Below are 21197 nucleotides of genomic sequence, written 5' to 3'. Positions count from 1 at the left end.
CTATCTTTTCTCGAAGCTCGACAGAGTATGACTTCATTTAAAGGTATTTATATTTTAATTTAGTGTACCTCATAACAGACGCAAGTGCTGTATAACCAAAGATTTGGTTGATTGTAGTGTGTTCAGTCCTGCTTCTGTAACTCCAGACGATATGTTCCTTGTCCAAGTCTTTGTTCATCTTCCTGAACAAGTTGAATTTGTCAAACAGGATGCTCAAGAATTTGATTCTGATGCTAAACGGTTGGGAGTGAGAAGTTTAGGAGTACCTATTCAACGAGGAAGTGAACTTACTTTTAACTTGTCAATTCCCAAACTAGAAGTGGACGAGCCAATTCAACAGTTGAGTTGGAATGGTAGAGCAGATTCTATTCAATATGGAGTAACGGTTCCTGCTGATATTACTCAGAAAACAATTATTGGAACTGTTACTGTCAGTCAAAACACAATTCCCCTCGGTCATCTAAAATTTAAGCTATCGATTATTGCTTCTGCATCTTCTACATCAAAAGAGCCTCAGTTAGCAGGAGAAGTTGCTCGACATTATAAAAAAGCATTTGTCTCTTATTCTTCTAAAGACCGGATAGAAGTTCTTAAAAGGGTGCAGGGACTAGCTGTGAGTGGCATTACAGTTTTTCAAGATATTCTTAGTTTAGAACCTGGCGATCGCTGGGAGCAAGAACTTTATCGCAATATTGATGAGTGCGATCTCTTCTTACTATTTTGGTCTACTGCTGCGAAAGAATCGCCGTGGGTGCTTAAAGAAGTGTTGTATGCCCTTGAACGACAAGGATCTGATGGATTGCGTTCCCCTGAAATTATTCCTGTAATCATTGAAGGGCCGCCACTTGTTCCTCCACCTCCTGAATTGCAGGATCTTCATTTTAATGACAAGCTTCTTTACTTAATGGCGACATCTAAATAACACGATCGCTCAACTGAGAGAATCTCTTCTTCACGATCGCCACGAATTACGAATTAGTCTAAGTACAGCTTTGCGTAAAAACGTAGTATTAATAATGTAAGCCAACGCATTAATAATGCAAGCCAGCGCATTAACAATGCAAGCCAACGCATTAACAATGCAAGCCAGCACATTAATAATGCAAGCCAACGCATTAACAATGCAAGCCGACGCATTAATAATGCAAGCCAACGCATTAACAATGCAAGCCGACGCATTAACAATGTTGGGTATTGTCAAATTTAATTCGCTACGAATTAATGAAATACTGTACTAAGTACTTCGCTGCAAAAAAGAATTAAGATTTAAGAATAGTCAAAGCCAGGCTATTACCAGTCTTCAGTAGGATTTTTCCCCTTTCTTTTACCCTCGCAAACATTAGTGCAATTACCTTAACCTCTCACTAATGGATATGGATACACCTGTATTAACTTCAACTCTCTCTGTAGAAACCCGTTTTGAGACGCAAGCGGTTCTTTATCCAACGCTGCGACAGTTAGTGCAACTGTTACCTTGGAATCATCAGCGAGTTCGAGAATATTTACAAGCAGAAGCCAAACACAATCCATTTTTGCTTCATCGCCGCTCTAATCATCGGGAAGCATTGCTAGAAGACATTTTACCAAATTGGTATAGTCCAGTTGCAATGGAACCAAGCTTACAAGAACATCTACGTGGGCAGATTACTGCTTTAGATTTGCCACTCAAACAGCGAGAAGCACTGTTATACCTCATGCAATGGGTTTCACCCTCCGGCTATCTAGAAGAATCGTCCCAAGTCTGGACAGCAGGAAGTGATTGGAATGTCAAGGAATTAGAAGCGGTTGTGTTGCATTTACAAAGTCTCGATCCACCGGGGATTGGGGCGCGATCGCCGCAAGAATGTCTGCTATTACAGCTTCAAGATCGTCGCAATAGTTTGGCTGCTTTACTGGTGCGAGATTACTTAGCAGAGGTAGCAGATTGTATTGGTAATTCAACTGAAGCCAAGGAACATCAACAATTGTTGTTGAAGAAGTTGCAATTACATGCAAAAAGAATTTCTGTAGTGGAATCACCAATTAATCTGCCAGCTTTAAAAGCAGCGATTCAAGAAATTCAGACCTTAGAACCTCGCCCAGGAAGGAACTTTAGCTATTATCCAGTGGCGATCGCTACCCCAGATTTACAAGCCGAACTCAACGCCAACGGGTGGCAGGTTTCTTTAACTTCTGAAGTTAGTCAAGAGTTTTGCTTGGATGAAGAAGCGATCGCTTTGCTGGCTCAATCAAACCACAAGATGCAGGAAACACTGCTACAACAAGCACGGAATTTATTGTCAGCACTAAATCAGTGGCAAGAAAATTTACTCAAAGTCGGGCAATTTTTGGTTAATCGTCAGCAAGCCTTTCTCACAAGTAAAGACAGTTTAGATTTGGTACCAACACCTCAGCAGCTAATTGCTCAATCGGTCGGGCTTTCAAATGCTACCATCAGTCGCATTGTGCGCGATCGCTATTTACTAATTAGCGGCGGGCAAAGTCGAATTGTGCCGTTGCAGTCTTTCTGTACTTCTGTTGGTGTTGGTGGACGCACACCGAAACAAATCCAAGAGTTAATTATTCAACTAATTCAACAAGAACCGTCAACTAAACCCTACAGTGACGAACAACTTGCCCAACTATTAAAACTGCGATTTGGTATGGCGATCGCTCGACGGACTGTAGTCAAGTACCGAAAACTGGCAGGAATCGAATCTTCCCACGCACGTAAACTCATCCCAAATAGAAAAATTAGTGTTTTGTAATCGATCGCGCCCCACGCCGCAGGCAAATCCCGGATTTCTCACCACATCTCGATTAAGCCTGCGCTTGAGCAGAGGAGCAGGGGAGGCAGGGGGAGCAGGGGGAGCAGAGGAGCAGAGGAGAGTTCAAATACCAAGTTCTTTCCCCTCTGCCCATCCTTGGCCTCAAGCTTGTGAGAAATGCGAGTATTGGTTTTTTCTTCCCTTGCTTCCCCTGCTTCCCCTGCCTCCCCTGCCTCCCCTGCCCTTCTGCCCATCCTTCCCCTCAAGCTTGTGAGAAATGCGGGAAATCTAGTACTCCCAATGCCATTAAAAAGGCAGCACCAACAATGGCGATCGTTGCCCGATTCATCCGCAATCCGGGCAAGTAACCTAGCCCTAAGCCGATGTAGGTGATAATAATCACGAGATATCGCAAAACTACCATTTCTCTATTCCCTAAACGTAGCAAGCCCCGATTTAGAGCTTACCGGATAGGCTGTAGACTTCGTTTCGGGCATGAAAAACCAGAAGAAAATTAAGGCAACTGTTGCGATCGCCGCCATTGTCAAAAAGCTAGCATTGTAGCCAGCAGATTTCGCAACAAAACCAGCCAAAGAATTACTGAGGGATGCACCAATACCAACAGCAGTTCCAATTGCTCCCTGTGCCAGATTAAAGTGTCCGGTTCCCTTAGTCAAATCGGCAATCACCAAAAGCTGCATCACCCCAAAAATTCCCCCGCCAACCCCGTCTAATAATTGCACTGATACCAAAAAGAAAGGATTATCGCTGAGGGTATACAGCACGGCACGAATCGGTAACACCAGAAATGCTATCAGAAAAATAGGTTTACGTTGATCTTTACTCGCCCGTCCCCCAACCAAAATTCCCAAGGGAATCATCACTAATTGAGCAGTGACAATACAGGCAGACATAAATAAGGTTGGACTAGCGCCTTTATGGTGAGCTAGTACCTCACCGACTAAGGGTAACATGGCAGCGTTGGCAAAGTGGAACAACACTGCACAGACGGCAAAAATCAGGAGACGGCGATCGCTCAATAGGGTTGTAAACTTAGAAACATTAACTTTTTCTTTCCCATCTTCTATCTCCTTGCTTTCTTGCTCGTCACCCCCTCTTGCTAACCGATAATTAATATCCTGTTTGCGAATCTTCAAAGCGCAGACAATTACTGCAACTGACATCAGCGCCATAAAGTAGAAGATAGCTGCCTGAGCCACAAAATGACCGATTAATCCTGCCAGCATTGCTGCTGCGACATTTCCAGAAGAACTGAGAGTCTGGTTGCGGCCAATGCGATATTCAATACCCTCTCGTCCGACTAATCCTAGAGAAATTGCTGCGATCGTCGGGGCAAAAAATGCTCCAGCAATGGCGCAGAAGGATTGAGATATTGTAATTACGGGGAATGATGGCATCGTAACGGTGGCAATTGAACTGATGCCAATTAACACAGCCGCGAGAATAATTAGCGATCGCTTCTGGCGTAACCGATCGACTAATCCTCCAATCGGTGTTTGAGCAATTACCCCCGTCAATCCGGAAATCGTCATTACCAATCCCACCTGAGAGGGGTTCCAATGCAGACTTGAAGTTAGATAAACTACTAGAAACGGGCCTACACCGCCCTGAATATCTGCTAAAAATACATTTAACCAATCGAGTGCTTTCAGACTTCCTTGATGCGTCACCGAACGAGTAACCATATCTCTGCTTGCTACAAAACTTCATGAAGTTGGGCTATGCAACTTTAAGTGCAAAAAGCGTGCCAATTCCAAGACTCAATAGTGGAATTTAGGAATCCGCTTTAATTTTTGTTCGCGCAGCGTGGCGTAGCCATACTTATTTATGTAGGCGGCAATAGGAAAGAAGAAAGAAGAAAGAAGGTTTTTGAGTTTTAATGAGTTTTTTTACGCAATCAAATATCAGTTTCATAGCACTCTTAAACGGAAGAGTTGACGGATTTTGAAGGGTTTCAAAGTTTTGAGAAAAATATTATTAAAATTTAATCTTTGCTACATCAAAAAAGCCTGAGAATGGCATTACTTTCAGGCTTACAAGAACCTTGTAAGGTTATTAAAAGTAAAACTTGGAATCTTCTCATTTATTTTTTCTCTAATAATTATTCACTATGGCAGAACCTAACAATACCTTTGACCAAGCGACGTTTGTTCCCGATATTTATCTGGAAGAGAACTTTTATATTCGTGACTCGGTTAGTCCGACCGATGTAGATGATTACTACACATTTTTTACCCTCTATGGGCCATCAACCCTCTACGCCCCTCTGGATGCCCTATCAGCCGATGCCGATCTATACATCTACGACCAAAACCAGAATCTAGTTGCCAGTAGTACCAAAGGCGGCAACTTGAGCGAGACAATCAATGTCACGTTACAGGGCAATCAGTACTACTACGTTAAGGTACACAACTACACTTCATCTAATACCGCAAATTATTCGCTGTATCTATATAACGACTATTCTGGGGCAACCTTGGGGACAGCAAGGGATATCGGCACCAGTTGGGGGCAAACTAGCAGTAAGTATTTGGCTTATAACAAGATTAATTGGCAAGATTATCTCGACTATCGTGATAATGTCGATGTCGTGAAGTTCACAATGGAAGCCCCTGGTACCATTAGTCTGCGGATGAAGGACTTCACCTATACTGGTGGGTTGCAGGCCACGATGCAATTGCTCGATTCCAATGGCAACGTATTGCAGACAGTTTCTGGTACGGTGGGCAACGGTCTCAATGTCGATCGCTACTCTGCCCCTGCTGGAACTTACTATGTTAGGTACACCCAAACTTCCGGCTCAGACCCCTACACTCTTCGCATTGTCACTGATTATGCGGGTGATGTTACTGGCACAGCACGAGACTTAGGCAACGTCAGTGGCACTAGTCGTCGCTTATACGACATGGTAGGAGGCCCATTTGGGCTGCCAACCTATGAAGATGCCAACGACCTCTACAAATTCACCCTGGATAAAACCTCACCTATCGATTTGCGCTTAGACATCGATACCTCTACCTTCCCAGCCCCAACCTTCGATGCCAATTTACGCCTCGCCCGTGACACAAACAACGACGGGTTTATTTCAGCAGGAGAAGTCTTTCTATCATCCTCGAACCCAGGAGACGATCAGCTCTCAACCACATTAGGGGCAGGCACTTATTACGTTCAAGTAGTCCCAAACGGAGCTTATACCAGCTATCAGCTCGATCTCGATTCAGACTTTGATGCTGTTCCCGGCGATCCACAGGCGTACAAGAATCTGTCAAAGGCACGATCGCTTGGTGCTTTGACTGGAGAGACACCCTTTAATTTGGGTGATGGGTTTGGCATCAGTGCGGGTGATTCCTCTGATTACTTCAAGTTCACGATGACCACTGCGGGTCAACTCTCGGCTTCAGCGTTTAATAACCCCTACTATTCTAGAACTACCCAGAATCCATCTCTATCAATTGTCCGAGACTCCAACAATAACCAGCGCCTCGACGCTGGAGAAACGATTACACCGTTTAGTGGTAACTCGCTGACCGCCAACTTAGCAGCAGGAACGTACTTTCTGTTTGCGAGTGGTACTGGCGAACAAGCCGCATACAACCTCCGCCTCGTATCAGACTACGCCGGAAATAGCTTAAGCACAGCCCGCCCACTAGCTGCGATCGCTGGGACAACGCCGCCCAACCAAACTTTTCAGGATTATATTGAACAATCCTTTGATGCCTCCAGCGATGTCAACGACTTCTATCGCTTCGATCTGCCAAGTACTTATGAAGTGACGCTGAACACAACGGGCGTTGCTGGTGAAGACCTATCACTTTCATTAATTAAAGATATCAACAATAACAATGCGATCGATGCAGGTGATATCTTAGCCACATCAAACGCCTTGAACTCGCCTACAGAAACTATCTCACGGGTACTTGGGTCTGGTCGGTATTTTGCCAGAGTTCAAGGGGTTAACGGTTCTACAAACTACACGCTGACCTCAAAGTTCGTCAGTCCAAGTGAAGATCCTGATGACACGATCGCTGAAATTCAAAATCGTTCAGCGAATATCAAAACACTAGGTCAATTTGTTGACTTTTCCTTGAATTCGCAAACTGATGCCGATTTGGTCAAGTTTACAGTCTCTGCTGGGCAGCAGGTCGGGTTTGATGTGGATTCTCGCAATGGGTCAAACCTCAATACCTACTTGAGAGTCTTGAGATCGGACGGCGCACAACTCGCGGCCAACAACGATGGAGCCGCACCAGGTGAAACTTCCAGCCAGTTCTCCTACTTGGCTTATACATTTGCTCAGGCGGGCACATACTACGTAGGCGTGTCGCTCAACCCGAACTCCAATTACAACGCGGTTACGGGTATTGGTGATTTAGCGGGTTCGGGGGCTACCGGAGATTACCGTCTAACGCTGAACGATCTCGGACTAGTGTTGACTGGCGATGGTGGAAACAATGCGATCGCTGGCGGTAACGGCAATGATAACCTGAATGGGGCTGGAGGAAATGACACAATTACTGGGGGTGCTGGTAATGACATACTAGTTGGTGGTACTGGTAATGACCTACTAGTTGGTGGTGGCGGAAATGATGTGCTAACTGGAGGTGATGGGGCAGATACTTATCAGTTTACAGCTGTGAGCGATCGCCTGGATACGATTAATGGCTTCAGTGGCTCTGGCCGCGACAAAATTCAGGTATCTGCCGTAGGCTTTGGTGGGGGATTGGTCGCAGGTACCCTCAGTTCAAACCTTTTTCGTTTCGGTGCGGGCATTACGACAGCAAACACGACAACTCAGAGATTTATTTATAATACGACGGTTGGAGCTTTGTTCTTCGATGCCGATGGCAGTTTAGGGGGTTCTGCACCACTACAGATTGCCACCTTGTCCGGCAATCCTACCCTGAGCAACATCAATATTGTGATTATCTAAACGCTAACGTTGACACTCTCAGGTATTCTATTATTTTGATGGGGGTTTTAGGGCTACGGTGTACACACAAGTCTTTTAGAGTTGCCCCACAGCGTTTAGATTCCCCTACTGCTTTAAAAAGGGAGAAACTGGAGTCAAAGTCCCCAATTTAGCGGGAGATTTAGGAGGATAGCGCGATGTTTTGCATCCTGTATGGACAAGTGTGTACGCCGTAGGGTTCTAGGGAGAGACAAGGAAGAACCCTAATGCCCTATGACGGTAGTTGCTCCAATTGGGGAAATCCCTTCTCTACGAGACGCTCCGCAAAGGCGCTAGCCTCTCCCTTTGTGAGAAGACCGCACTACCTGCCCCATGCCCAATTCCATAGGAATATAGCGTGTCAATAACAGAACATAAAATCAATGTAGATTCACTGGAATGGTTTTATCGGGAATCTTCACCAATCGGCAGAACTGATTTAGCACCTGTGTTGTTGCTACACGGGTTGGTTTCACAAAGTTACAGTTGGCGTAATATTCTACCTGCTTTAGGGAATCAAGGGACAAGAGCGATCGCTCCAGATTGGATTGGTTACGGCTTTTCTGCAAAACCAGAAAAACGAGATTTCGCTTACACACCCGATGCTTTTATCACAGCTTTAGAAGGTTTTGTCAAAGCATTAGAACTTGAACATTTTTCTTTAGTTGTCCAAGGTTTTTTAGGTTCTGTAGGACTACAATATGCCTTGCGTCATCCAGAACAGATTGCCAATTTAGCTATCCTAAATACACCAATATCAACTGCTGCCAAATTACCTTGGAAAATTAAACAAATGGGTTTACCTTTGGCAGGTGAAGTTATGACCCAAGACCCCCTACTAGTTGACCGAACGCTAGAAGGTGGTAGCCGTTATCGCATCGGAGATAAGGATTTAGATATTTATCGAAAACCATTTTTAAAAGCTTCGGCATCTGGGCGTAGTCTCTTGTCAAGTATTCGCAATTTACAGCTTGATTCTGCCATGACAGAAATACAAACTGGCTTTAAAGAATGGCAACAGCCAATTCTGATTCAATGGGGGATGATTGACCCTTGGTTATCTGTGGATATCGCCCAAAATTTTAAAGATTCTGTACCAAATGCCGAATTAATCAAACTTAATAACGTTGGACATTATCCTCAAGAACACTACCACGAGACGATATTAGAAGACCTTTTACCCTTTGTGCGTCGTAAAGATGCTCATTGACAATATACTTTTGGCAAAAATCGATATTATAAAAATGAAGCCACAGAAAAACACCGAGGATTTATCTATGGTAAATAAATCTGGATTTTTGCCAGAATTATCATGTTATTCTAGCCTGTATTTGTCAAACTTTTAGTACCACTAAAAATGGATCGTAACCACAAGTAAAGGGGATTAGTATTCATGGCTTATTCATGGTTTAAAGCATTTCATATTGTCGGATTTGTAGTTTGGTTCGCTGGTTTATTCTACTTAGTACGTCTTTTTATCTATCACGTTGAAGCTAACCTTGAACCTGAACCAGCACGAACAATACTGAAAAATCAGTATCAAATTATGGAAAAGCGCCTTTACCACATCATCACTAACCCAGGAATGTTTGTGACGATCGCAATGGCTATTGGTTTATTAAGTACTGAGCCGGATATTTTAAAAGAGGGTTGGTTACATATAAAACTGCTGTTTGTTGCCATTTTAATTGGCTATCACCATTACTGCGCTCGACTCATGAAGAAGTTAGCAGTAGATGAATGCGGCTGGAATGGCCAGCAATTACGCGCTTTAAATGAAGCACCGACAGTTATGTTAGTAGCGATTGTATTACTGGCTGTGTTTAAGAATAATTTACCTACAGATATCGCTGCTTGGGGTATTTTTGCCATGATTATTTTGATGGCAGTCACTATTCAACTTTACGCCAAAAAGCGCAGGCAAGATAAAGAGAAGCTGACGGCACAGATAGGACAAGTTCCACAAGAACAAAGTTAGACAAAATTGTTGTCTAACCCAAGCTATGCATTAGTTGTCAAATTAGCGAAAATTTCTGGTGTTCAGAACCCCGATTTTTAAAATAAGTCGGGGATATAAGCTTTTTTGAGGTAAACTTGACAACTTTAGTAGCTTTTAGTAAGTGGTATCTCCCCCAGTCTTTCTAGAAGCGATCGCTCCATAACTTCACTGACAAATTTATTACCTTGCAAGTTGAGGTGAATGTGATCGTGATACAAATCTTGCGGGTTAGTCGTTGAGCTAAATATCGGTAAAAAGTCTATATAGTTAATTTGCTGGATCTTGGTAAAATCAATCAAGCGCTGGCGGGCTTTAATTTCGTAATCGCGGGGGCCTGGTTCACCAATTTCTCGCAGTAAGGGAGTCATGACAAGTAGAAATTGGCTGTTGCTTTGGCGAGTCAGGGCTTGAATTTTGCCGATCGCCTCCAAATTAATCCCCACGCGATCGCCTGCTTCATTTTGCACCGCTTTCATTTCGGGAATTGGCTTCTGCTTGATGATATAACGTTGCCACACTTCCGCTAATGCTAGGGGAGGTTTACTATCGGGATAGTTGCGATCGCGTCCTACTGGTAAAGACGTGGGAGGAGTGGCAAACAAATCATCGGTATTAATTAATAACATTACTATTTGCGCGTTGAAGTTGCTAAACTTCTCTAAATAAGCTAACTCATTCCTTGGCCCCCAAGAGTTAGCTGAAGCATTTAATACTTCAATTTCCTGATAATTACTATGAGTAGATGATGCCAGCGAACGCATCATTATCGCGGATATTGTATTAGTCTGATCTGTCCACCAGCCACCATTAGCAATAGAATCCCCTAAGAGTAAAATTCGCAGCCCAGAAGGTGCAGGTATCTTATTGATCGGACTACCTCGCATAGAATACTCATTAATTTCAATGCGATTACCAAAACGACGGGTACGCTGGTTAGGAGCCAATAAATAACCAATCCGCTCATCGCCAATGTAAACTAGGGGATTACCAAAGCCAAAGAGCGATCGCAATCCGATCTCGACTACCACAAATAATCCCACAACCACAGCCAAAATTACAATCAGCGCCTCTTTCACTTCCCCACCCCCTTTAATACTGAGTTACTTTTCAACGATAGTAACTGACGCATTGGAAATTGGGAATTGCTTATCCTCCTTTGTCTCTCTGCACCCTGCACCCTACTCCCCAGGCATCTGACTAAGCGGATTAATATCTATTGGAATGGGTTTAATAAACTTTAAAAACAGCAATTACATGGCTATTAACTGTTTATCTAATAGTTTGCTAAAGTTTTGATATACTTTATCTACTTTTGTGTAAGAGTATGGCAGGTGTTTTCTAGTGATATAATTTTATATTACAGGTATTACTATAGCTACAGTTTTTATCAATTAATTCCGCAAAACTTTTTTGGGGGTAAGGTAGGATGATAAAAATAGCCACACGTAAATATTTAGGCAAAGAAAATGTCTATGATATTGGGGTTGAGCGCGACCATAATTTTGGGATAAAAAATGGCTTTATCGCTTCTAATTGTTTTAATAAATCTCATTCAACAGCCTATGGTTATGTAACTTATCAGACAGCATATTTAAAAGCTAATTACCCATTGGAATATATGGCGGCACTGTTAACGGCTAACAGTGGCGATACCGATAAGGTACAGAGATATATTACTAACTGTACAAATATGAGTATTTCCATAGATCCACCAGATATTAATCGTTCGGGCGTTGATTTTACACCAACATTAGGAAAGATTCTATTTGGATTTTCGGCAGTGCGTAACGTGGGACAGAATGCGATCGCTTGTATTTTAGAGGCGAGAAATGAGACAGGAGAGTTTAAATCCCTCGCTGATTTTTGCGATCGCGTGGATTTACGTGCTGTTAACCGCCGGACTCTAGAATCGCTGATTTACTGTGGAGCCTTTGACAAAATTGAACCCAACCGCCAACAGTTAATTAACGACTCAGAATTAGTGTATGACTGGGCACAATCTCGCGCTAAAGACAGAGCTAGTGGTCAAGGGAATCTCTTTGACTTCTTAGGTGAAGGATTTTCTTCGACTCAGAATAAAAGAGCAAATAATGCCTTTGAAACTGCTCCTAAATCTAAACCTGTGATGGATTTTACCCCACAGGAAAAGTTGCAGAAGGAGAAAGAATTATTAGGCTTTTATGTATCAGATCATCCGTTGAAATCTTTACGGCAAATAACACCACTTTTGACACCGATTAGCCTTTCACAACTGGGAGATCAAAGGGAAGAAACAAGGCTTTGTGCAGTTGTCATGTTGAATATCGTCAAAAAAGTGGTTACAAAAAAAGGCGAGCAGATGGCAATTTTGCAAATAGAAGACCTAACTACACAATCAGAAGCTGTAGTTTTTCCCAAAACTTATGAACGTATTAGTTCCCTACTCGTCGTTGATACTAGATTGATTATTTGGGGAAAAGTAGATCGACGCGACGAGCAAACTCAATTTATTCTTGAAGATGTAGAACCAGTGGAAACAGTACAAATGGTAATGGTGGAGTTAAATCCCCAGCAAGCAGGTGATATGGAAAAACTACATCTCTTGAAAACAATTTTGCAAGCTCATTCAGTAGACAAAGAAAAAGCAAAAATGCCAGTGATTGGAATTATCCAAACTGAAAATTCTCGGAAACTTGTTCGCTTGGGTTGGCAATTTTGCGTACAAGATTCTAGAATAACTGTTCAAGCTTTGCAAAACGCCAGTTTTCCTGCTCATATAAAATCACTGACTGGTAGCTAGGGCCAGAAGTCAAAAATCTATCAATACTGAAAAGCAGCTTAAAAATTATTTCTACTGAACTGTCAACAGTAAAAAGCCTTAAGTATTCAGCATTTCAACCGTTTTTTTAGTTACTTATGCGGATGATGGTTTCCTTGAGGGAATGGTATCTTTTTATGCTAAGACCCTTAAGGCTGCGACTGGGGGAAGGAGTTAAAACTTGATGATCGTAAACGAGCTACATAAATTTGTTTCATACTGTAAAAAAATTCAACCCCAAACTCATGATGACATTCAAAAGTTTTTTGAAGGAGTGATCTTATTTCCTTATGATAAAGAACTTCTATTGCAAGCTTATTTATTTCTGAATATTAAAGACTTGTTTCCCTCGTGCGCTGAATTGCTGTTATTTGAAAAATCTCCAATTTCGGATTATACAGATTTAGGGAAGTGTGATTTTGTCTACCGGACTTTTAAAGGTAGTCTATTTTTAATTGAAACTAAGTTTATTGATACAGAAGCAACAGGAGCAACAGAAAGAAAAAGAAGAAATAAACACAGAAATAAGGTATTTGAGCAAGTTATAACCTTAAAAGGTCGATTTAGTGAATACTGGAATATGAGGTTAGATCAATTAGAATGTGGGGTTTTCACGACAGATGCAGAAGTTGCTTGGCGAGGAAGCAGTGTGAACGTCACATCTAAATCAATATCTATAGACCATCTGGAAAAATGGCGAAGAAGTTATCACACCAGTGAAAAAAGTTATGAAATAAGCAAAATAGTAGTACAAAAACCGAATTAGTTTTTGGAATACAAGTGAGTTTGTTGCAGTTTCTGTTTTTAAGTTTTGCTGAAACTTCAATCTTTAGCAATTTCAATGATATCGAGGATGAATATTTTGAATTTCTCTATGTGGTAAAACAATTATTTAGTTGTTAGCTTCACTAGCGATCGCCAACACTAGTATTCAGGAAAACCATTTGTAAAAATAATTTCGTCTTTTTCCAACTATAAGTATCTTTGACCCGGAAAATATGTCAGATTACTGGAATAAGTACCAAACGTCTGACAGGAAAATCATACTAATGAGAACTTGGGCTACTATTGCTGTGCTAGCTTCTTCTTGGCTAATATTTGGGGTTATATGTTCTGAGCCGATCGCCGCTACTTCTGGCATAGCACAAAATGCCACACCATTTCCTACGCCAACAAGTCTGAAAAAGATTATTGTCAGTAACGCTGAGTTTGGGCTTAAGAGAGTTGACAGCAAAGGTAACGTTACCATTTTCCGCACAACAAGAGTGCCACTTCAGCAGGGAAACGCCTACGGATGGCGGATTAAACTTAAAGACTATCAAGGTGAAGTGAAATGGCGCGAAGTCTTACATTTACCAAAACCTCCAGAAACTTGGGGTACAGATAATGGTGAAGATTTCTCTATATCAGCAGATGGTACTACATCTGTGACACGGCGGACACAATCGGCTCCAGACGGTGTGATTAGGAATTTTTGGACGATCGCTCCTGGCGATCCGCTTGGTAAGTATAGAATAGATGTCTATATTGATGACCGTTTGATCGGTACTTTCGATTTTGAAGTTATTGCAGTCAAGTAAACGTAATATTAGAGGCTCGATCTAATTCCCTCCTTTTTAAGGAGGATCGAGCCTTAACTTAAGCAAAACTTTTTTACGTACCGCAGAGGCGCAGAGAAGCCAGTGCGCCCTTGCGGTTCCCCGACTTGTAGCAACTGGCGCGACACAGAGACAAGAAAGAAGAGATCAAAAAATTTGGCGCAGCCTCATCAAGAAGTTATTAAACCAATAATTGATATTTCTCTTGAGCTAGATTGTAAAGAGGTCGCCAAATCAAACGATTGGTCAATACTACTAATAGCGACATGATTGCTGTGGAAGCTAATAATAGGGAGAAATTGCCTGTAGCTGTGGCATGAGAAATTGTTGCTCCCAATCCAGAAGTACTAATTACTCGCCCTTGAAATGTAACATACTCACTAACGATACTGGCATTCCAAGCGCCGCCAACTGCGGTAATAATTCCTGTAATTAGGTAGGGAAAAATTGCGGGTAAAATTAAGGTTCGCCAGCGCTGTAAAGTTGAGAGTTTATACACCCAAGCGGCTTCAATCAGGTCTGAGGGAATCGATTGTGCCCCAGCAATGACATTAAACAGGATATACCACATTGTCCCTAACATCATAAGAGCGATCGCACCAATCTGCAAACCGCCAGCGATGCGGGTTAACCCCAGCAGTAGCACTGGAAATAAGGCTGTGGCTGGCACAGAGGCGGCGATTTGTACCAATGGTTGCAAGACTTGAGCCAGCCGTCGATTGCGACCAATTGCTACTCCCACGGGTACAGTCCACAACAGTGATAATATCAAAGCAATTATCACCCGCAACGCCGTTAACATCGCGCCTTTTATTACCTGTTGCCAATCATCCCAGCCTAAAGTCCGTAATAGTAGTACAGCTTCCCAAGTACCCCACAAGATAATTAAGCTGAAGCCACTAACAAATACCCAATTTAAAAAACTCGGTAAGTTGAGATTGCCTTTGGCATTTACAGGCACAGAACGCACGGGAAACGACCGAATTAAACTGTCGTCTAAGACTGTTTGTAATGGCTGAAAAACGCGATCGCTAATTGCACGTAAAGTAGGCGATCGCCTAAAAATATCCAACACCCACGATTGGGGTGCATTTTCAGTTTCAAGCATCTCCAACTTAAATCTTTCGGCCCAAGCAATCAGGGGTCGCCACACAAAAAAATCAGTTGCTACAATGATCGCAATCAGCACCGCCAAGCCCCAAAATATCGCTTTAAAGTCTCCTTTGTTGGCTGCTGTGCCTAAAAAAGAGCCTAATCCTGGTAAGCGAAAATCTTTATTCCCCAAAGTAAATGACTCAATAGCAATTAAAAAAAACCAACCTCCAGCCACCGACATTACACTATTCCATACCAAACCAATTACACCAGATGGTAACTCTAATGTCCAAAAACGTTGCCAGGGATTAAGCCGATAAACCCGCGCTGCTTCTAATAATTCTTGCGGAATACTTTGGAGAGATTGGTAAAAACTAAAAGTCATATTCCAGGTCATACCAGTGAAAATTAGCAAAATAGCTGCTAGTTCTACACCAATTCTTTGGCCCGGAAATAGGGAAATCAAAGCTAGTACCACACCTGGTAAAAAAGACAATACTGGAATCGATTGCAGAATATCCAACATCGGAATTAAAATTCGTTCTGCAATTCGGGAGCGATAAGCAGTATAAGCGTACAATAGGGTAAAAATTAGGGAGAAAAAGTAAGCCAGCCCCATACGAATCAAGGTTTGGGCTGTATATCCTGGCAAAGCATTGATGTTTGTAGAAATTGTGAGTTCAGGTTCAAAAGTACCGCTAAATTTAGAAGCGGTTCTAATAATTGCCACAATGAAAGATAAAATTAGCAGAATCAGCAATCCATCTTGCCAAGTCCAATTGTTACGTCCTAAAGTTTTATTAGCAGGAGTGAGGGGTCGGGTCATAAAAGTATGGAGTGAGGGAGAATGACAAATGACAAATGACTAATCAGCATTAACAACTTGCTCTAAAAAGATTTGTCCCGATGGCTCATCGTAGCCGTATATTTCGGCATAACGGCCCCAATCAACAACGGTTTTTAATTGTCGCTCGGCTTCTTGTGGGCTAAAGTGAGTTTCTAGGATATCTAAGACTAATTCTTCGGGAATGCGTTGATTATTTTTCGCTTCCAAAAGACGGTAAATTTGCTGTACCAAACGAATATAAGTTAAAAGTTGCGATCGCACAATTTGTTTGCGTTCATCAATACCACCATTAATAAATTCTTGCCCGATTGGTTTTAAGCTAATATCGCCTTCTGCAAGTTCTACAAAATCCATCAATTTTGCAGCTTCCACAATTGGTAAAATATCATCTACTTCTAGCTGCAATTCTTGGGCTAGCCGATATAAGTCTTTTTCTTTACGATCTTCTAAAAGTTCCAAAAGACCAGCAATAGAACCAATTCGCACGGCTGGTAAAGACTGATATTTTGCTGGTGGTGTTGCAGGTTCTACAGAGGTAGTAGTTGGGGGCTGAATTTGTTCTAGTTCTGGGTTGGTGATGATTGTATAAACCCGATCTACCAAGGCTTGAAAACTTGGATGTTTGCGATCGCGGTAATGGGGTAAAGTCACAGGTAAGTCAGCCCGAATTCTTCCCGGATTACGTCCGAGAACAATAATCCGATCCGCCATAATTACCGCTTCTTCAATCCCGTGGGTGACAATCAGAATGGCTTGGGTGGGTATGCGACGTTCTAACCACAAATCTAATAACTCAAACCGCAAGTTTTCTGCTGTTAGTACATCTAACGCCGAAAACGGCTCATCCATACATAACAATTCTGGTTCTACGGCCAAAGCCCTAGCAAATCCAACTCGCTGACGCATTCCCCCAGAAAGTTCTTTGGGATAGGCATTTTCAAATCCATCCAAACCAATAATATCAATCATCCGTAGCGCCTTTTGCCGTCGAGAATCTGGTGCTTCTCCTTTAGCTTTTAAACCTAGTTCCACGTTTTCTAGTACAGTTAACCAAGGATAAAGGGCAAAACTTTGAAAAACAATTGCTACCCCAGGATTTAAACCAACTAAAGGACGGTTATGATATATAACTTCGCCTTGACTGGCCGGGATTAATCCAGCAATAATCCGCATCAAAGTAGATTTACCTGAACCTGAAGGCCCTAGCAATGCAACGATTTCTCCTGGACGCAACTCAAGATTGATATTTTCTAGGATGACAATTTGCTGACCGTTAGGCTGCTGATAAGATTTGCTGACACTTTTTAGAGCGATCAGATGCTCGGTTGCTGTTTTAAAGGCCATGACTCTTTCTGTAAGGAAATAATTAAATATAATCTCATGTAGAGGTTATTTTACAGTTAAAGCTGACTAAAAATAATTTCTTCTGCAATTTGAACATGACTGGAGCCGAAAGACTCGCTTGCGTCGTCATTAATTAGCTACAAGAGTTAATAAGATAAATCTTTTAATTGCTGCAAAAAAGCGATTGCCTAGCCGAATATTAAAAGGAATAAATTACAGTAAATTGTTTTATTAGATATGTGCATTTGAGTAAATTGTGAGTAATTACAGATATTAAATAAACAACCTCTACTATGGCGGTTATATATAGAAGCACCTGACGCAAAGAAGTATCATAGAGATAGAAACTTGATTCTTATTAGGTGGCGATCGTGAATACAGAGGAATTCTTACGATTAATCGAAGAGCAGCGCTCATGTCCTCAGACACTGCCAAAAGAGCTGCAAGCAATGTGGTATGACAAAAAAGGTGATTGGAGCAAAGCTCATGAAATACTTGGAAATGCCAGCGATGCCGATAGTGCTTGGGTTCATGCTTACCTGCACCGTAAAGAAGGCGATTTGAACAATGCCCATTACTGGTATCAGCGTAGTGGTCAGCCAGAATTTCTAGGAGAACTAAGCCAGGAATGGGAACAAATAACTTCTGTATTGCTAACAAAGGTCAACGTGACGTTATGAATGCTGAGGAATTAAAACGGCGTTTCGCCGCAGGAGAAAGATATTTTCCAGCCGTCAACTTGATTAAGAACAAGCTGATTGGAGCCTATTTGCCCGGAATCAGTTTATGGGGATCTGATTTGAGTGGAGCGAACCTAGCTAAAGCTAAACTCTGGGGAGCAGATTTGAGTAGAACTAACTTAGCTAAAGCGAATTTGACCAGAGCTAATTTGAGCGGTGTCAAACTGAATGAAGCAAATCTCCGGGGAGCCAAACTTAACTATGCCAAGTTGTATGGAGCAAATCTGACTGGCGCTTACTACGATGAAAGCACGCGGTTTCCTAGAGGCTTTGATCCCGTCAGTAGAAATATGCAGAAGGTGTGAGGTAGGCTAATAAATACCAAACAAAATGGCATAAAAATGCTTACTGTTGCTAAATCAAAGCAGATTGCGATGGCAATCTTTTCTTTCACCCTTCTTGTTTACAGCCAAGTTGCATCAGCCGCCATAACTTTACCCCTACGCAGCAAAAAGGGAATGGTGGTTTCAGCCCATCCCCTAGCTAGTGAAGCGGGAATTTTAATGTTACGCAAAGGTGGTAATGCAGTAGATGCAGCTGTAGCCACAACTTTTGCCATCTCTGTAGTTGAACCTTTTTCGGCAGGAATTGGCGGCGGCGGATTTTTGCTGATGCACTCTGAGAAAACTGGCGATATCAAAGCCTTGGATTTCCGCGAACGCGCCCCCCTAAAAGCTACAAAAAATATGTATTTAGACGCACAAGGAAAGGTGCGTCCCAATGCAAGTATCAATGGTTATTTAGCAGTAGGAACACCAGGAACGGTGGCAGGACTTTATGAAGTGCATCGTCGCTATGGTAAACTTTCTTGGCAAGAGGTAATGAAACCTGCGATCGCACTTGCTAAAGATGGCTTTATTCTTGGCGATGTGCTAACTCAGCGCCTCAACCAGCGCCAGGAACAGCTTCTCAATAATCCAGCAGCGCGGGAAATTTTCACTCGCAACGGTCAATTTTACCAACCAGGAGAGAAACTGGTGCAGCGTGATTTGGCACGCACCTTAACAGCAATTTCTGAAAATCCCCAAAGTTTTTACACCGGAAGTATTGCTCGAGCGATCGCTTCTGATATGGTAAAAAATGGTGGTTTAATCACTCTAGAAGACTTGAAAGCCTACAAACCAATCTGGCGGACTCCCGTTTGTGGGAATTTTCGGAAAGCTAAAATTTGCTCAATGCCACCACCATCATCGGGAGGTGTTCACCTATTGCAGATTTTAAATATTATCGGTGACACTGATTTAAAATCTTTGGGATGGCATCATCCCGACGCTATCCACTTAATGGTAGAAGCAATGAAGATTGCTTACGCCGATCGCTCAGAATATTTAGGCGATCCTGATTTTGTCAAAGTTCCTGTACAAGAACTGATTAGTCCAGCTTACGCCAAAAAACGCCGTCAAGAAATTAATATGCAACTGGCTAAACCCTCGACCGAGGTAAAGCCAGTAGATAGAAAGACACTACAACGTTTTAGTCAGGCTAATAATCAAAGTTTAAAAGAAAATACCATTCCGTTATCCGATCAGTCTCTTAAACTGCACACGACGCGGTATGAATCTCCTGAAACCACTCATCTGACTGTTGTGGATGAAGAACGCAACGCCGTAAGTCTGACTTTCACAGTTAACCTTATTTTTGGTGCTGGTGTAGTGACACCGGGAACTGGAATTGTCCTCAACAATGAGATGGATGATTTTGCTGCTGCGCCAGGAGTACCTAATGCTTTTGGTTTAGTTGGTAACGATGCCAACAGCATTGCACCCCGCAAAACTCCTTTATCCAGCATGACTCCCACAATTGTTACAGAAAATGGTCATTTTCGGATGGCAGCAGGTGCGCCTGGTGGTAGTACCATCATCACCCAGGTTTTGCAAGTCATCCTGAATGTGCTGGAATACAACATGGATGTTGGTGCAGCTGTTTCTGTTCCACGCATACATCATCAATGGCTTCCCGATGAGTTGCGCGTAGAACCCTGGAGCTTGGACGCTCTGACTATGCAAGACTTACGCCGTCGGGGGCATAAAATTAAGGAAACTACTCCTTGGGGTAATGGTAACGCGATCGCTGTTACATCTGATGGAACTCTAGAAGGTGCGGCAGATCCTCGCGGTGAAGGTTCCCCCAGAGGTTTGTGAGCGAGTCAGGGACTCGGAAGACGCAGGAACGCAGAGAATAACCAATAACTATTGATTTTGAATTGTTGACTCTGCGTAGCTGCTACTGCCAAACTCATTTGCCCGGGCGCTAGATACTAGTGTCCAACCTGCTTTGAGAAGTTTTTGATAAGTTGCCCAACCTTTAGAACCACCTGGTATTTGATAATCTGGGACTGTGAAATGCCCAAAAGCTGTGTAGGGTCGCCAAGGCTGATTGGGTTCTGTCTGCAAATACAAAATTTTCTCCCCATCACCACCAGACTTAGATAACCAGCACATTTGTCGATGCATTGCAAACTCCTTTGCTTTTAGCTAACAACTAACGCATATTACCAGACTTTTGTCAAGTAATTTCTCAGCCTTGTGGGCTATTTTTGGGCAGAAAGATAAACAGCTTTGTCTCACCTTATTTAATAGGGTGAGATTTTTCTAATGTTATCCGCGTTTTTTGCGATCGTGTGTAACAATAACTACTGTTTTGACCAAGCTTTGTAATCAGGATTTAGAAATTCCATCCGGGTTACATTGGTGTAGGACTTACGCAAAAACTCTCTGAAACTCTTATTTCTCCGTGTCCTCTGCGCCCTCTGTGGTTCGTTTTTTCATGATTTTGCGTAAGTTCTGTGGTGGATTAAAATTGGAGCTTAATCGTAAGTGATATCATGTCTGGCAAATTACTTGTGATATGTCATTGCGAGTGCAACGAAGTGGAAGGAAGCAATCGCAAGGCTTCTGAGATTGCAACTCTGACGCTCCGTGAACACTTCGTACCCTTCTCCTTCTCCTACCTGAGACGCTGCGCGAACGGGAACGTCAAGGGCGAACGCAATGACAATTGTTTAACCACACATAATATAATTTTGCGGACATAATTATGATTGATTTATATTAAAAAGCCC

18 protein-coding genes are annotated in these 21197 nt (G+C 42.5%); 11 read left to right on the top strand and 7 right to left on the bottom strand.

Annotated features, from left to right (window positions below; genetic code table 11):
* Nucleotides 1-118 precede the first annotated feature (118 nt).
* Nucleotides 119-922, top strand: coding sequence for a toll/interleukin-1 receptor domain-containing protein (locus V7K42_RS02340; RefSeq protein ID WP_334913160.1), 804 nt, complete (start codon nucleotides 119-121; stop codon nucleotides 920-922).
* A 30-nt stretch (nucleotides 923-952) separates the two neighbouring features.
* On the opposite strand, the gene V7K42_RS02335 is transcribed toward V7K42_RS02340, so the two are convergent.
* Nucleotides 953-1201, bottom strand: coding sequence for a hypothetical protein (locus V7K42_RS02335; protein WP_334913158.1), 249 nt, complete (start codon nucleotides 1199-1201; stop codon nucleotides 953-955).
* Nucleotides 1202-1373: 172 nt separating this feature from the next.
* Between V7K42_RS02335 and V7K42_RS02330 the strand changes: the two genes are divergently transcribed.
* Nucleotides 1374-2747, top strand: coding sequence for an RNA polymerase factor sigma-54 (locus V7K42_RS02330; RefSeq protein ID WP_334913156.1), 1374 nt, complete (start codon nucleotides 1374-1376; stop codon nucleotides 2745-2747).
* A gap of 262 nt (nucleotides 2748-3009) precedes the next feature.
* Here V7K42_RS02330 and V7K42_RS02325 read toward each other — a convergent pair whose 3' ends face one another.
* Both V7K42_RS02325 and V7K42_RS02320 read right to left on the bottom strand, forming a co-directional pair.
* On the bottom strand, nucleotides 3010-3171 hold the full coding sequence (locus V7K42_RS02325) for a hypothetical protein (protein WP_442938506.1): 162 nt from the start codon (nucleotides 3169-3171) through the stop codon (nucleotides 3010-3012).
* Nucleotides 3172-3175: 4 nt separating this feature from the next.
* Complete coding sequence (locus tag V7K42_RS02320) at nucleotides 3176-4453, bottom strand: MFS transporter (protein WP_334913154.1); 1278 nt, start codon at nucleotides 4451-4453, stop codon at nucleotides 3176-3178.
* A 425-nt stretch (nucleotides 4454-4878) separates the two neighbouring features.
* Between V7K42_RS02320 and V7K42_RS02315 the strand changes: the two genes are divergently transcribed.
* From V7K42_RS02315 to hemJ, 3 genes are all read left to right on the top strand, one after another.
* A complete protein-coding gene (locus V7K42_RS02315; RefSeq protein ID WP_334913152.1) occupies nucleotides 4879-7698 on the top strand; it encodes a calcium-binding protein in 2820 nt (939 codons plus the stop codon).
* A 376-nt stretch (nucleotides 7699-8074) separates the two neighbouring features.
* Nucleotides 8075-8926, top strand: a complete 852-nt coding sequence (locus tag V7K42_RS02310; protein ID WP_334913150.1) for an alpha/beta fold hydrolase — start codon at nucleotides 8075-8077, stop codon at nucleotides 8924-8926.
* Nucleotides 8927-9109: 183 nt separating this feature from the next.
* Nucleotides 9110-9694: a protoporphyrinogen oxidase HemJ gene (gene hemJ, locus V7K42_RS02305; RefSeq protein ID WP_094329859.1), complete on the top strand. Its 585-nt coding sequence runs from the start codon at nucleotides 9110-9112 to the stop codon at nucleotides 9692-9694.
* A gap of 125 nt (nucleotides 9695-9819) precedes the next feature.
* Here hemJ and V7K42_RS02300 read toward each other — a convergent pair whose 3' ends face one another.
* Nucleotides 9820-10791 carry an SGNH/GDSL hydrolase family protein gene (locus V7K42_RS02300; protein ID WP_334913148.1) on the bottom strand — a complete coding sequence of 324 codons (972 nt, stop codon included), beginning with the start codon at nucleotides 10789-10791 and terminating at the stop codon, nucleotides 9820-9822.
* 350 nt (nucleotides 10792-11141) lie between these two features.
* Here V7K42_RS02300 and V7K42_RS02295 point away from each other — a divergent pair, with 350 nt between their 5' ends.
* The 3 genes from V7K42_RS02295 (at nucleotide 11142) to V7K42_RS02285 (ending at nucleotide 14092) form a co-directional block, all read left to right on the top strand.
* Nucleotides 11142-12494, top strand: a complete 1353-nt coding sequence (locus V7K42_RS02295; protein ID WP_334913146.1) for a helix-hairpin-helix domain-containing protein — start codon at nucleotides 11142-11144, stop codon at nucleotides 12492-12494.
* A gap of 202 nt (nucleotides 12495-12696) precedes the next feature.
* On the top strand, nucleotides 12697-13278 hold the full coding sequence (locus V7K42_RS02290) for a hypothetical protein (protein WP_334913145.1): 582 nt from the start codon (nucleotides 12697-12699) through the stop codon (nucleotides 13276-13278).
* Nucleotides 13279-13561: 283 nt separating this feature from the next.
* Nucleotides 13562-14092, top strand: a complete 531-nt coding sequence (locus V7K42_RS02285; RefSeq protein WP_334913144.1) for a hypothetical protein — start codon at nucleotides 13562-13564, stop codon at nucleotides 14090-14092.
* Nucleotides 14093-14291: 199 nt separating this feature from the next.
* On the opposite strand, the gene V7K42_RS02280 is transcribed toward V7K42_RS02285, so the two are convergent.
* Nucleotides 14292-16031 (bottom strand): ABC transporter permease, encoded by a 1740-nt coding sequence (locus V7K42_RS02280; protein WP_334913143.1) that lies wholly within the window; start codon nucleotides 16029-16031, stop codon nucleotides 14292-14294.
* A 39-nt stretch (nucleotides 16032-16070) separates the two neighbouring features.
* Nucleotides 16071-17396, bottom strand: a complete 1326-nt coding sequence (locus tag V7K42_RS02275) for an ABC transporter ATP-binding protein (RefSeq protein WP_334913141.1) — start codon at nucleotides 17394-17396, stop codon at nucleotides 16071-16073.
* Between the two features lie 371 nt (nucleotides 17397-17767).
* Here V7K42_RS02275 and V7K42_RS02270 point away from each other — a divergent pair, with 371 nt between their 5' ends.
* Genes V7K42_RS02270 through ggt form a run of 3 tightly spaced genes read left to right on the top strand, consistent with a single transcriptional unit; the run spans nucleotide 17768 to nucleotide 20277 of the window.
* A complete protein-coding gene (locus tag V7K42_RS02270) occupies nucleotides 17768-18076 on the top strand; it encodes a hypothetical protein (RefSeq protein WP_334913139.1) in 309 nt (102 codons plus the stop codon).
* Nucleotides 18073-18441, top strand: a complete 369-nt coding sequence (locus tag V7K42_RS02265) for a pentapeptide repeat-containing protein (RefSeq protein WP_094329851.1) — start codon at nucleotides 18073-18075, stop codon at nucleotides 18439-18441. The genes V7K42_RS02270 and V7K42_RS02265 overlap by 4 nt, the downstream gene beginning before the upstream one ends.
* A 36-nt stretch (nucleotides 18442-18477) precedes the next feature.
* Complete coding sequence (gene ggt, locus V7K42_RS02260) at nucleotides 18478-20277, top strand: gamma-glutamyltransferase (protein WP_334913137.1); 1800 nt, start codon at nucleotides 18478-18480, stop codon at nucleotides 20275-20277.
* Between the two features lie 48 nt (nucleotides 20278-20325).
* On the opposite strand, the gene V7K42_RS02255 is transcribed toward ggt, so the two are convergent.
* On the bottom strand, nucleotides 20326-20589 hold the full coding sequence (locus tag V7K42_RS02255; protein ID WP_094329849.1) for a hypothetical protein: 264 nt from the start codon (nucleotides 20587-20589) through the stop codon (nucleotides 20326-20328).
* Between the last annotated feature and the right edge of the window lie 608 nt (nucleotides 20590-21197).

It is taken from the genome of Nostoc sp. (genome assembly GCF_036917455.1).
Taxonomy (GTDB): domain Bacteria; phylum Cyanobacteriota; class Cyanobacteriia; order Cyanobacteriales; family Nostocaceae; genus Nostoc.
The sequence above is the reverse complement of the archived record's forward strand: the minus strand, read 5'-3'. Positions and strand labels throughout refer to the sequence as shown.

Excerpts from the sequence above, each read along its gene's own strand:
- V7K42_RS02330 (WP_334913156.1), top strand. The coding sequence starts at position 1,374 with ATGGATACACCTGTATTAACTTCAACTCTCTCTGTAGAAACCCGTTTT.
- V7K42_RS02325 (WP_442938506.1), bottom strand. The coding sequence starts at position 3,171 with ATGGTAGTTTTGCGATATCTCGTGATTATTATCACCTACATCGGCTTA.
- V7K42_RS02320 (WP_334913154.1), bottom strand. The coding sequence starts at position 4,453 with ATGGTTACTCGTTCGGTGACGCATCAAGGAAGTCTGAAAGCACTCGAT.
- V7K42_RS02315 (WP_334913152.1), top strand. The coding sequence starts at position 4,879 with ATGGCAGAACCTAACAATACCTTTGACCAAGCGACGTTTGTTCCCGAT.
- hemJ (WP_094329859.1), top strand. The coding sequence starts at position 9,110 with ATGGCTTATTCATGGTTTAAAGCATTTCATATTGTCGGATTTGTAGTT.
- V7K42_RS02295 (WP_334913146.1), top strand. The coding sequence starts at position 11,142 with ATGATAAAAATAGCCACACGTAAATATTTAGGCAAAGAAAATGTCTAT.
- V7K42_RS02290 (WP_334913145.1), top strand. The coding sequence starts at position 12,697 with ATGATCGTAAACGAGCTACATAAATTTGTTTCATACTGTAAAAAAATT.
- V7K42_RS02285 (WP_334913144.1), top strand. The coding sequence starts at position 13,562 with ATGAGAACTTGGGCTACTATTGCTGTGCTAGCTTCTTCTTGGCTAATA.
- V7K42_RS02280 (WP_334913143.1), bottom strand. The coding sequence starts at position 16,031 with ATGACCCGACCCCTCACTCCTGCTAATAAAACTTTAGGACGTAACAAT.
- V7K42_RS02275 (WP_334913141.1), bottom strand. The coding sequence starts at position 17,396 with ATGGCCTTTAAAACAGCAACCGAGCATCTGATCGCTCTAAAAAGTGTC.
- V7K42_RS02265 (WP_094329851.1), top strand. The coding sequence starts at position 18,073 with ATGAATGCTGAGGAATTAAAACGGCGTTTCGCCGCAGGAGAAAGATAT.
- ggt (WP_334913137.1), top strand. The coding sequence starts at position 18,478 with ATGCTTACTGTTGCTAAATCAAAGCAGATTGCGATGGCAATCTTTTCT.
- V7K42_RS02255 (WP_094329849.1), bottom strand. The coding sequence starts at position 20,589 with ATGCATCGACAAATGTGCTGGTTATCTAAGTCTGGTGGTGATGGGGAG.